This window comes from Cellulomonas sp. Leaf395 (genome assembly GCF_001424125.1).
Lineage (GTDB): Bacteria > Actinomycetota > Actinomycetes > Actinomycetales > Cellulomonadaceae > Cellulomonas.
This window is the reverse complement of the sequence record NZ_LMQI01000005.1, coordinates 888,773-900,672: the sequence shown is the minus strand read 5'-3', so window position 1 is coordinate 900,672 and position 11,900 is coordinate 888,773. Positions and strand designations below refer to the sequence as shown.

12 protein-coding genes are annotated in these 11,900 nt (G+C 72.9%); all 12 read left to right on the top strand.

From position 1 onward, the window contains the following. The first annotated feature begins 90 nt into the window (after positions 1–90). The 12 genes from ASG23_RS18705 to lgt all read left to right on the top strand — a co-directional run bounded on the left by ASG23_RS18705 (position 91) and on the right by lgt (position 11,851). Positions 91–1,941 carry an ABC transporter ATP-binding protein gene (locus tag ASG23_RS18705; RefSeq protein WP_056028102.1) on the top strand — a complete coding sequence of 617 codons (1,851 nt, stop codon included), beginning with the start codon at positions 91–93 and terminating at the stop codon, positions 1,939–1,941. After that, positions 1,938–3,755, top strand: a complete 1,818-nt coding sequence (locus ASG23_RS18700; RefSeq protein ID WP_056028099.1) for an ABC transporter ATP-binding protein — start codon at positions 1,938–1,940, stop codon at positions 3,753–3,755. Before ASG23_RS18705 ends, ASG23_RS18700 begins: the two co-directional genes overlap by 4 nt. Positions 3,756–3,819: 64 nt before the next feature. Then, the gene (gene hisI, locus ASG23_RS18695; protein ID WP_056028096.1) at positions 3,820–4,221 is read left to right on the top strand and encodes a phosphoribosyl-AMP cyclohydrolase; all 402 of its coding nucleotides are present in this window, start codon (positions 3,820–3,822) and stop codon (positions 4,219–4,221) included. Continuing rightward, positions 4,218–5,795: an anthranilate synthase component I gene (locus ASG23_RS18690; RefSeq protein ID WP_056028093.1), complete on the top strand. Its 1,578-nt coding sequence runs from the start codon at positions 4,218–4,220 to the stop codon at positions 5,793–5,795. The genes hisI and ASG23_RS18690 overlap by 4 nt, the downstream gene beginning before the upstream one ends. Positions 5,796–5,824: 29 nt before the next feature. Further along, positions 5,825–6,409: a Trp biosynthesis-associated membrane protein gene (locus tag ASG23_RS18685; RefSeq protein WP_235521241.1), complete on the top strand. Its 585-nt coding sequence runs from the start codon at positions 5,825–5,827 to the stop codon at positions 6,407–6,409. A gap of 100 nt (positions 6,410–6,509) precedes the next feature. Next, the gene (locus tag ASG23_RS18680) at positions 6,510–6,815 is read left to right on the top strand and encodes an HGxxPAAW family protein (protein ID WP_056028087.1); all 306 of its coding nucleotides are present in this window, start codon (positions 6,510–6,512) and stop codon (positions 6,813–6,815) included. 57 nt (positions 6,816–6,872) lie between these two features. Then, the gene (locus ASG23_RS18675; protein ID WP_056028084.1) at positions 6,873–7,406 is read left to right on the top strand and encodes a DUF4190 domain-containing protein; all 534 of its coding nucleotides are present in this window, start codon (positions 6,873–6,875) and stop codon (positions 7,404–7,406) included. 1 nt (position 7,407) lies between these two features. Beyond that, positions 7,408–7,881: a DUF2752 domain-containing protein gene (locus ASG23_RS18670; protein ID WP_235521239.1), complete on the top strand. Its 474-nt coding sequence runs from the start codon at positions 7,408–7,410 to the stop codon at positions 7,879–7,881. 133 nt (positions 7,882–8,014) lie between these two features. Continuing rightward, positions 8,015–8,827, top strand: a complete 813-nt coding sequence (trpC, locus tag ASG23_RS18665) for an indole-3-glycerol phosphate synthase TrpC (protein ID WP_056028081.1) — start codon at positions 8,015–8,017, stop codon at positions 8,825–8,827. 35 nt (positions 8,828–8,862) lie between these two features. Continuing rightward, positions 8,863–10,140, top strand: coding sequence for a tryptophan synthase subunit beta (trpB, locus tag ASG23_RS18660; RefSeq protein ID WP_082516368.1), 1,278 nt, complete (start codon positions 8,863–8,865; stop codon positions 10,138–10,140). Then, a complete protein-coding gene (trpA, locus tag ASG23_RS18655) occupies positions 10,137–10,973 on the top strand; it encodes a tryptophan synthase subunit alpha (protein ID WP_056028079.1) in 837 nt (278 codons plus the stop codon). Before trpB ends, trpA begins: the two co-directional genes overlap by 4 nt. Further along, complete coding sequence (gene lgt, locus ASG23_RS18650) at positions 10,970–11,851, top strand: prolipoprotein diacylglyceryl transferase (protein ID WP_056028076.1); 882 nt, start codon at positions 10,970–10,972, stop codon at positions 11,849–11,851. The genes trpA and lgt overlap by 4 nt, the downstream gene beginning before the upstream one ends. Positions 11,852–11,900: the final 49 nt, after the last annotated feature.

Below are 11,900 nucleotides of genomic sequence, written 5' to 3'. Positions count from 1 at the left end.
GCGCTCGTACCTGCATGAGAGAATGAGGCGAACCCCACGAGCTCCATGGAAGGTCCTGTCGTGCCCACGCGAGACGAGCCGCCCCGGTCGATGGCGCTCACCGGCTCCATGCCGCGGCGCGCCCTCCAGCTGCTGGGCCGGGGCCTGCGCTCGCATCCCCGCACGTATGCGCTCGCCATCGGGATGTCCGGGCTCTTCGGCGCCCTGACGGTCGGGGTGAGCCGGGTGCTCGGTGCCGTGACGGACCAGGTCGTCGTCCCCGCGCTCGCTGGCTCGAGCGAGGCGCGGGACCGGATCTGGCTCGCCGGCGGCGCGGTCGCGCTGGTCGCGGTGTCGCTCGCCCTGACGGTCGCCGCCCGCCGGATCTACGCGGGCCGGGGAGTGGCGCTGCTCCAGGAGGACCACCGCACGGCCGTCACGCGCCAGTACCTCCGGCTGCCGATGTCGTGGCACCGTCAGCACCCGACGGGCCAGCTGCTCTCGAACGCGAGCGCGGACGTCGAGGCGGCGACGTCGATCTTCACCCCGCTCCCGTTTGCGCTCGGGGTCGTCGTGATGCTGGTCGTCGCGACGGTCGAGCTGGTGCGGACCGACATCTGGCTGGCGGTCGCCGCGCTCTTCGTCCTCCCTCTCGCCGTGATCGCCAACGTCGTGTTCCAGCGCCGGATGTCGCCCGCCGCGATCCGTGCGCAGCAGCTGCGCGCCGAGGTGGCGGACATCGCGCACGAGAGCTTCGAGGCCGCGGTGCTCGTCACGTCGCTGGGCACGGAGGCGCGCGAGGAGGCGCGGTTCGCCGAGCGGGCCACGCAGCTGCGCCACGCGAACGTCCGCGTCGGGGTGGTGCGCGCTCTGTTCGACCCCGTCATCGATCTGCTGCCGAGCCTGGGGACCCTGCTCGTCCTGGTGATCGGGACGGTGCAGATCAGCGAGGGCCGGGTGGGAACCGGGGACGTCGTCGCTGCGGCCTACCTGCTCACCCTGCTGGCCGTGCCGGTGCGTGCGTTCGGCTGGGTGCTGGGGGAGCTGCCACGGGCGCTCGTCGGGTACGACCGGATCGCCCGGGTGATCGACTCGCACGGGGCGTTGAGCGTCGGCGGCACCCCGTGGTCGCCGGTCGGCGGCGCGCGGGTGGAGCTGCGCGACGTGGGCCGCTCTGTGGCGCTGCCCGGTGGCGGTGAGCTGGAGCTGCTGCACGACATCGACCTCGACGTGCCCGCCGGCCGCACCATCGCGGTCGTGGGTCCGACGGGCGCCGGGAAGACGACGCTCGTCGCGCTGGTCAGCAGGCTGTATGACCCGTCCCACGGCTCGGTCCACGTCGACGGCCTCGACCTGCGGGACGTGCGCCCGGCCGACCTCGCGCGCCACGTCGCGCTGGTGGCCCAGTCGACGTTCGTGTTCGAGGACACCGTCCGCTCGAACGTCACGCTCGCCGACGCCGGTGCACCGGGATCACCCGACGACGAGGCCGTCTGGGACGCGCTGCGCCTGGCCCGGGTCGACGACGTCGTGCGGGCACTGCCCGGCGGCCTCGACGCGCCCCTCGGCGAACGCGGGGCCAACCTCTCGGGCGGCCAGCGCCAGCGCCTCGCGCTCGCCCGTGCGCTGGTCCGCCGGCCGGCCGTGCTCGTGCTGGACGACGCGACCTCCGCGGTCGACCCACGCATCGAGCAGGCGATCCTGCGCGGTCTGCGGGGCGACGCCGGGACGACCGGCCCGACGGTGCTGCTCGTCGCGTACCGGATGTCGTCCGTCCTGCTCGCCGACGAGGTCGTGCACATCGACGGCGGCCGGGTGGTCGACCGCGGCACGCACGACGAGCTCCTCGCCCGGGACCCCGGCTACCGCGCTCTGGCGACCGCCTACGAGCAGGAGACAGCGCGCCGCGCCGCCGAGGCCGCGGACGAGGCCGCCCTCGAGGTCGTGGAGGACCTGGCGTGAGCGAGCAGCAGCGCAGCCACCGGTTCGCGCCCGCGAGCACCCTGGGGGTGCTCGCGACGCTGCGCCGCGGCGTGCAGGTGTCCCCGCAGCTGCTCGTCGGCTGGCAGCTCACCGTGCTGCTCGCGGTGGTCGCGTCGATCGGGCGCGTGCTGGTGCCGATCGCGGTGCAGCAGACCGTCGACACGGGGATCCTCGCGGACGGCGGCCCGGACGTGTCGCGGGTCGCAGCACTCGCCGGCCTGGCCGCGATCGGCCTCGTGATCGGTGCCGTGTGCTCCGCCTATGTCAACGTGCGGTTGTTCCGCTCGAGCGAGAGCGGGCTGCTGGCCCTGCGCACACGGGCGTTCCGGCACGTGCACGACCTGTCGGTGCTCACGCAGAACACCGAGCGGCGCGGGTCCCTGGTCTCCCGGGTCACCTCCGACGTCGACACGATCTCGCTGTTCGTGCAGTGGGGCGGGATCATGCTGCTCGTCTCCGTCCTGCAGATCGCGGTGGCGACCGTGCTCATGGCGGTCTACTCGTGGCAGCTGACCCTGATCGTGTGGGCGGGCTTCGTGCCGCTGTTCATCCTGCTCCAGCCGCTGCAGAAGCGGGTGAACGGGCGGTACACCGCGGTGCGTGAGCGGGTCGGCGCGATGCTCGGCGCCATCTCGGAGGCCGTCGTCGGTGCCGAGACCATCCGTGCGTACGGCGTCGCAGAGCGGACCCAGCGCAGGATCGACGCCGCGGTCGCCGCGACCCGCGCGGCGATGGTGCGGGCGCAGAACATGGTCGCCCTCGTGTTCTCCAGCGGCGTGCTCGTGGCCAACCTCGTGCTGGCACTGGTCGTCGTCGCCGGGACGTACCTGGGCATCGCGGGGGAGATGTCGGTGGGCCGCCTGCTTGCCTTCCTCTTCCTCGTCCAGCTCTTCACCGGCCCGGTGCAGATGGCGACCGAGATCCTCAACGAGCTGCAGAACGCCGTCGCGGGATGGCGCCGGGTGCTCGGCGTCCTGGAGACGCCCGTCGAGGTGGTCGACGCCGGGCCCGACGGCGTGCCCAGCCCGCGCGGCCCCGCCCACGTCGAGCTGCGGGGGGTGGACTTCTCCTACCCGGACGGCCCGCCGGTCCTGCAGGAGGTCGACGTCGCGATCCCCGCCGGGACGTCGGTGGCCGTCGTCGGAGCGACCGGGTCGGGCAAGACGACGATCGCCAAGCTCGTCGCGCGGTTCATGGACCCCACCGGCGGCTCCGTGCTGCTGGACGGGGTGGACGTGCGGGACATCGCCGTCGCCGACCTGCGACGCCGGGTGGTGCTCGTCCCGCAGGAGGGATTCCTGTTCGACGGCACCCTCGCGCAGAACGTGGCCTACGGTCTGCGCCACGAGGACGGGACGACCGCGGCGCAGGACGACGACGTGCGGATCCGCGCGGCGATCGAGGCGCTGGGCCTGGACGGCTGGGTGGACGAGCTGGCCGACGGGCTCGACACACCGGTCGGCCAACGGGGCGAGTCCCTGTCGGCGGGGGAGCGGCAGCTGGTCGCGCTCGCCCGGGCGTACCTGGCGGAGGCAGACCTGCTGCTGCTGGACGAGGCGACGTCGGCGGTGGACCCGGCCACCGAGGTCAGGATCGCGCGCGCGCTCGACTCGCTCACGCGCGGCCGCAGCACTCTGACGATCGCGCACCGCCTGTCCACCGCGGAGGCGGCCGACACGGTGGTGGTGGTCGACGCGGGCCGGGTGGTCGAGGTCGGGCACCACCACGAGCTCGTCGCGCGCGACGGGCACTACGCCGCGATGCACGCCGCCTGGGTCTCCCAGACCCGGTGACCGAGCGTTGCCCGCGCGATGGGACGGGCCGGGACGGCCGTGCCGGGCGTGGCAGGATCGGGGCGTGTCTTCCAGCCCCTCGCCCCTCGTTCTGGATCCCGCGGTCGCCGACCGCCTCACGCGTGACGGCCACGGTCTCGTGGCGGCCATCGTGCAGCAGCACGACTCGCGCGAGGTGCTCATGCTCGGCTGGATGGACGACGAGGCTCTGCGCCGGACGCTCACCACGGGCCGGGTCGTGTTCTGGAGCCGCTCGCGGCAGGAGTACTGGCGCAAGGGCGACACGTCCGGCCACGCCCAGTACGTCAAGGCCGTGAGCATCGACTGCGACGGCGACGCCCTGCTGGTCGAGGTCGACCAGGTCGGCGCCGCGTGTCACACCGGCGCTCGCACCTGCTTCGACGAGGGTGGCCCCCTGCCGGCCGTCGTCGGCACCCGCCCGACCGAGAACGGAGAGTCGCGATGACCGCCGCTCTGCCCACGATGTTCCCCACGGACGTCGCTGCGGCTGAGGTCCCCTGGGGCGGTACGTGGCCGTCGCTCGCGGCCTTCCGCGGCCTGGCCCGCGACCGCCGGGTCATCCCCGTGGTGCGCCGGCTCCTCGCCGACGACGTGACTCCTGTCGGGCTGTACCGCACGCTCGCGGGAGGGCGTCCGGGCACATTCATCCTCGAGTCCGCGGAGGCGGACGGGACCTGGGACCGGTACTCGTTCGTCGGTGTGCGCTCGCGCGCCACCCTGACCGTGCGGGACGGGTCGGCCGTCTGGGTCGGGGACGTGCCGGTCGGCGTCCCCACCGACGGCGACGCCCTCGACGTCCTCGAGCGCACGCTCGACGCGCTCCGCACCCCCGCGATCCCGGGGCTGCCGCCGCTGACCAGCGGGCTCGTGGGCGCCCTGGGCTGGGACATCGTGCGGCACTGGGAGCCGACGCTGCCGGCGGACGCTCCCGAGGAGCTCGGCGTGCCGGAGCTCACCCTCCTGCTGGCCACCGACCTGGCCGTCGTCGACCACCACGACAGGTCGGTCTGGCTCATCGCCAACGCCATCAACTTTGACGACACCGACGAGCGGGTGGACGACGCGCACGCCGACGCCGTCGCGCGGATCGACGCGATGCAGGCGGCGCTGCTGCAGCCGACCGACTCCGCCGTCGCGGTCCTGGCGGACGTCGCCGAGCCGGAGCTGTCGTTCCGCTCGACGCGCCAGGAGTTCGAGGACGCCGTGCGCACCGGGCAGGAGGCCATCCGTGAGGGCGACGTCTTCCAGGTGGTCATCTCGCAGCGCCTGGACCTCGACTGCCCCGCCGAGCCGATCGACGTCTACCGGGTGCTGCGCACCATCAACCCGAGCCCGTACATGTACTACCTGCAGCTCCAGGACGCCGACGGGCGGGACTTCGCCGTCGTCGGGTCGAGCCCGGAGACCCTGGTGAAGGTGACCTCGGGCCGCGTCGTGACGTTCCCCATCGCCGGCTCGCGCCCCCGTGGTGCCACCCCCGACGAAGACCGTCGGCTGCACGACGAGGTGCTCGCCGACCCCAAGGAGCGGGCCGAGCACATCATGCTGGTCGACCTGTCCCGCAACGACCTGGTCAAGGTGTGCGAGCCCGCCAGCGTCGAGGTCGTCGAGTTCATGGCGGTCAAGCGCTACTCCCACATCATGCACATCTGCTCGACGGTCGTCGGGCGCCTGCGCGAGGGGGCCACCGCTCTGCAGACGCTCGTCGCGACGTTCCCCGCCGGGACGCTCTCCGGTGCCCCCAAGCCGCGCGCGATCGCGCTCATCGACGAGATCGAGCCCGCCCGCCGCGGCATCTACGGCGGGACGGTCGGCTACTTCGACTTCGCCGGTGACATGGACATGGCCATCGCCATCCGGACGGCGCTGATCCGCGAGGGGCGGGCGAGCGTCCAGGCCGGCGGCGGGATCGTCGCAGACTCCGTGCCCGCCCTCGAGTACGAGGAGTCGCGCAACAAGGCGGCTGCGGCGGTGCGGGCCGTGCAGATCGCCTCCCGGCTGCGCCGAGCGGGCGCGTGACGGACCCACAGGCAGCCGCCCGTCGCCGCGTGGGACGAGGACGCGCGGCAGGTGTGCTGCTCGTCCTGGCGGGCCTGACGGCGGTCGTCGCGGTGCCCACATGGTTCACGACGACAGGCACCACCGCGCTCCAGGGCACGGTGACGGTCGACGTCAGCGGCTCCCAGGTGGCACCCGCGATCCTCGCGGCGGCGGTCGCGATCCTGGCGGCCGTCGCGGCCGTCGGACTGGTGGGCCGGGCGGGCCGTTGGGTGGTCGCCGTGGTCGTCGTCGCGTGCGGCGTGCTCGTCGCGGCCACGACGCTCGGCGTGCTGGCGGACCCGGTCGCGGCGGTCACCCCCGTGGTCGCCGCCCAGACCGGGGTGGGTGCCCTGGCGGGTCCCGTCGAGACCAGCGTCTGGCCGTGGCTCGCCGTCGGTGCCGGAGTCCTCGACGTCGTGGCCGGCGTCTGGTTCGTGCTCGCGTCACGCGAGTGGTCCGGGCCGTCGCAGCGGCACGAGGCAGCGCGCAGTGGGACGGCACCGACCGCGACTGTGCGCGACGAGAAGCTCGACGAGAAGCCCGACGAGCGGTCCGACTGGGATGCGCTCAGCCGTGGTGACGACCCGTCGTGACGTGCGGCGGCGCGTGCCGGGACGTGCCGGTCAGGTGCCGGGCGCCACAGGCACGGTCGGATAGGGTGAACACAGAACCGAGCACGAAGGGCACCCACTGATGGCTGACGACACTCTCGCGCACCGCGCACAGAACGCCACGAGCACCGAGGCGATGCATCTGCCGCCGACGGCCGCACCGACAAACCACGGCAAGACGCTCGCTGCCTGGGTCACCACCTACGGCGTGGTCATCTCGTTCACCCTCGCGGGTCTCGGCGTCCTGTTCGCGATCGTCTGGCTGTTCTGGGTCGGCATGGCCCTCGTCGTGGCCACCCTGATCGCCGGAAAGGCGCTCCAGGCGGCGGGCCACGGGCAGGGCGGCGACAAGACGCGGGCGCGCCAGGCGCGCACCGGCGGGCACTGACCACACCTGCTTCACCGCTGCCCGGACCGGGTGAGCGCACGCGACCGAGGAGGACCGATGTCGACCCCCAACGAGCCGCAGAACCCGTACGGGAGCGGAGAGCCGCAGGAGCCGCAGGACCCCAGCGGGTCCCCGCAGTACCCCGCGGCACCGCCCCCCTACCCGCAGGGACCGTCCGCCCCGACCCCGTACCCGGGCGCTCCGCAGTACCCCGGTGCTGCCGGCACGCCGCAGTACCCGGCTGCTGCGCCGTACGGGTCGGCACCCGGCGGCTACGGACAGCCCGGCGGGGGGTACGGCGCCGCCTACCCGAAGAACAGCCTCGCGGTCTGGTCGCTGGTGCTCGGCATCGTGTCGTTCGTCATCGGCTGCGGCCTGTTCACCGGGATCCCGGCGGTGATCGTGGGCAACAACGCCAAGAAGGCGGTCGCGCGCGGCGAGGCCAACAACGGTGGCATGGCGACAGCCGGGATCATCCTCGGCTGGATCGCGATCGTGCTCTCGGTGCTCACCGCCATCCTGTTCGCCGTCCTGTTCTCGAACGCGGACTTCCGGGACATGATGAACGAGAGCTACGACACGAACTACTGACGTGGCGACCGTCGACGACGGTCCGCAGGATCTGCCGACCGGCCCGCTCCCGTCCGACGCACCCGCGTCTGACGGAGCGGGCCGTCGTGCGTCGCTGACCGCCCCGCTCGTCACCGGTGGGGTGGTCGCTCTCGCGACGGTGCTGCTCGCGGTGCGGGACCCGCACATCGCCGGGAGCTACGGCGGGTGCCCGTCGTTGCTGCTGCTGGGCGTGTGGTGCCCGGCCTGCGGCGGTCTGCGCGCGACGCACGACCTCGCGCAGGGCGACCTCGCCGGTGCATGGTCGATGAACCCGCTGTGGGTGCTGGCGGTCCCGCTCGTGATCGCGCTCTGGGTCCGATGGCTGGCACGGGCCCGTGCTGGGCGGTCTCTCGGGTCCCCACCCGCCTGGGTGGCGTGGGTGTTCGGGGGTGTCGTCGTCGCGTTCGGCATCCTGCGGAACGTCCCGGCACTGGCGCCGTGGCTTGCCCCGTGAGGTAGCACGTCCCAGCCACTGACCTGTGGTCGGGGTCACTGCGGGACCGTTCTACGATGGCTCACTGGACCGCCGCCACGTTCTCCGGCGCGCACAAGGTCCGGAACCGACCGGGGGAGAAGGTGAGTTCTCGATGACCGTCCTGGACGACATCGTCGCGGGAGTCAGGCAGGACCTTGCCGTCCGCGAGCAGGCGACCCCGCTCGCCGAGGTCAAGGAGCGCGCTCGCCGCCGCGAGTCCGCGATCGAGTGCGTCGGCCGTCTGCGCGCCGAGGACGCGGTCCGCGTGATCGCCGAGGTGAAGCGGTCGAGCCCCAGCAAGGGCGCTCTCGCCACCATCAAGGACCCCGCGGCCCTCGCGGCCGAGTACGAGAAGGGCGGCGCCGCCGTCATCTCGGTGCTGACCGAGGAGCGCCGGTTCCACGGCTCGCTGGCCGACCTCGACGCCGTCCGTGCCCGGGTGGACATCCCCGTGCTGCGCAAGGACTTCGTCGTCACCCCGTACCAGGTGTGGGAGGCCCGCGCCCACGGCGCCGATCTCGTGCTCCTCATCGTCGCCGCCCTCGAGCAGACCGTGCTCGAGTCCTTGGTCGAGCGCGTGCACTCCCTGGGCATGACCGCCCTGGTCGAGGTGCACGACGCCGAGGAGGTCTCCCGGGCGGCCGACGCCGGCGCGCGCGTGATCGGCGTCAACGCCCGGGACCTGCGCTCGCTCGAGGTGGACCGCACGACGTTCGCCCGGGTCGCGCCGGCCATCCCGTCGCACATCGTCAAGATCGCCGAGTCCGGGGTCCGCGGACCGCACGACGTTATGGACTACGCCCGCGCGGGCGCCGACGCGGTGCTCGTCGGCGAGGCGCTGGTCACGGACGACGCCCCGCGCGAGTCCGTCGCTGACCTCGTGGCCGCGGGTGCGCACCCGTCGCTGCGGGCGGTGCGCCAGTGACCGGTCGGCCCACCGTCGAGGCCCTCTCGCAGAAGCTGCTCGAGGCCACGGTGGGTGGCCCGCTGTCCACCCACGCGGGACCGTACTTCGGCGAGTTCGGCGGCCGGTTCGTGCCCGAGGCGCTCATCGCGGCGCTCGACGAGCTGGACACGGAGTACCACAAGGCGTTGACGGACCCGGCGTTCGGTCGCGAGCTGGCCCGGCTGCACCGCACCTACACCGGCCGGCCCAGCCCGCTCACGGAGGTGCCGCGGTTCGCGCAGCACGTGGCGCCCGGCGTGCGGGTGTTCCTCAAGCGTGAGGACCTCAACCACACGGGCTCGCACAAGATCAACAACGTGCTCGGACAGGCGCTGCTGGTCAAGCGCATGGGCAAGACGCGAGTCATCGCGGAGACGGGGGCCGGCCAGCACGGGGTGGCGACCGCGACTGCTGCGGCGCTGCTCGACCTCGAGTGCGTCGTGTACATGGGCGAGGAGGACACCCGCCGGCAGGCGCTCAACGTCGCCCGGATGCGGCTGCTCGGAGCCGAGGTCGTTCCCGTGACCATCGGGACGCGGACCCTCAAGGACGCGATCAACGAGGCCCTACGGGACTGGGTGGCCAACGTCGACACGACGCACTACCTGCTCGGCACCGTCACCGGACCGCACCCGTTCCCGGAGATGGTGCGCGACTTCCACAAGATCATCGGCGAGGAGGCCAAGGCGCAGCTCCTCGAGGAGATCGGGCGGCTGCCCGACGCGGTCGCCGCGTGCGTCGGTGGCGGGTCCAACGCGATGGGCATCTTCAACGCCTTCCTCGACGACCCCGGCGTGCGCCTGTTCGGCTTCGAGGCGGGCGGGGCCGGCATCTCGTCGGGCCGGCACGCCGCACGGTTCTCGGGCGGTGAGCCCGGTGTGCTGCACGGCGCCAAGTCGTACCTGCTGCAGGACGAGGACGGGCAGACGCTGCCCAGCCACTCGGTGTCGGCCGGTCTGGACTACCCGAGCGTCGGTCCGGAGCACGCCTGGCTGCACGACATCGGGCGCGCCGACTACCGGCCGGTGACCGACGACGAGGCCATGGAGGCCTTCCGTCTGCTGTGCCGGACCGAGGGGATCATCCCGGCGATCGAGTCGGCGCACGCCTTGGCGGGCGCCATCCAGCTGGGCGGCGAGCTGTCGGGCTGGACGGGCGACGACGGCCACGAGCCGGTGCTGCTGATCAACCTCTCCGGACGCGGGGACAAGGACGTGGCCACCGCCGCGGCGTGGTTCGACCTCATCGAGGACGAGCCCGTGGTGCTGGCCGACCAAGGAGAACAGCTGTGAACAGCACGGCACCGCGTGCAGTTGCCGTTCGATCCCAGGTCGCGGAGCACCTCGACTCGCTCGGTCGCTCGGCGCTCATCGGCTACCTGCCGGTGGGCTATCCGACGGTCGACGGGTCCATCGACGCCGTCCGCACGATGATCGACGCGGGCGCCGACGTGGTGGAGCTGGGTGTGCCGTACAGCGACCCCGTGATGGACGGTCCGACCGTCCAGCGCGCCGTGGACGCTGCGCTGGCCGGTGGAACCCGGGTGGGCGACACGATCCGCGCGGTCGAGCAGGTGTCGGGTCGCGGGGCGCCCGTCCTGGTCATGACCTACTGGAACCTGGTCCTGCGCTACGGCGTCGACGCGTTCGCGCGGGACCTGGCGGCAGCAGGCGGGGCGGGGCTCATCACACCCGACCTCATCCCTGACGAGGCCACCGACTGGATCGCCGCCTCGGACGCGCACGGCCTGGACCGCGTGTTCCTCGTCGCACCCAGCTCGACGCCCGAGCGGCTGGCCTCCACGGCGGCCGCCTCCCGCGGGTTCGTCTACGCGGCGTCGACGATGGGCGTGACGGGCGAGCGCGCGACCGTCGGCACCAAGGCGGCAGAGCTCGTCGCCCACACCCGTGCGGCCGGTGCCGAGCGCGTGTGCGTCGGGCTCGGGGTCTCGCGTCGTGAGCAGGCCGCGGAGATCGCCGGGTACGCCGACGGCGTGATCGTCGGCTCGGCCCTCGTGCGCACGCTGCTGGACGCGTCCGACGACGCGGCTGGTCGGGACGCGCTGGCCCGCCTGACGACCGACCTTGCCGAGGGTGTGCGTTCCGCGAGCCGGAGCGACCGGTGAGCGCCCTCCTTCCGCTGGTGATCCCGAGCCCCTCGACCGGCGTCTGGCACCTCGGACCCTTCCCGCTGCGCGCCTACGCGTTCGCGATCCTGCTCGGCATCGTCGCCGCGCTGTGGATGACGCGTCGCCGGTGGATCGAGCGCGGTGGTGAGCCGGACACGACGCTCGAGATCGCGTTCTGGGCTGTGCCGTTCGGCATCGTCGGCGGCCGGATCTACCACGTGATCACCTCGCCCGACGCCTACTTCGGCGTCGGCGGGGACCCCATCCGCGCCCTGTACATCTGGGAGGGTGGCCTCGGCATCTGGGGTGCGGTCGCGTTCGGTGCCGTCGGCGCCTGGATCGGCTGCCGCAGGCAGGGCGTGAGGCTCGCACCGTGGGGTGACGCGCTGGCCCCTGGTCTGCTGGTCGCCCAGGCGATCGGCCGGCTCGGCAACTGGTTCAACCAGGAGCTCTACGGCGGTCCCACCACGCTGCCGTGGGGTCTGCGGATCGACGCGGCGCACATGCCGGTCGGTGACGCCGCAGGCACGCTGTACCACCCGACGTTCCTGTACGAGATGGTCTGGAACCTCGCGGGTGCTGCGCTGCTGATCTGGCTCGACCGCAAGCTCCAGCTCGGCTACGGGCGCGTGTTCCTGCTCTACATCGTGATCTACACGAGCGGGCGGCTCTGGATCGAGATGCTCCGCATCGACCCGGCGCACGAGTTCCTCGGCCTGCGGATCAACGTCTGGACGTCGATCATCGTCGGCCTCGGAGCGCTGGTAGCGTTCGTGGTGGTCGGGCGCCGGCACCCAGGACGTGACACGACCCTCCTGCTGGCACCCCCGACCGCGCAGGACGACGAGGAGATCGCGACCGATCCCGCCCGCTGACCCGCGGGCGAGCGGTCACCTGATCCGCACGACGATGCGGGCGGTCCAT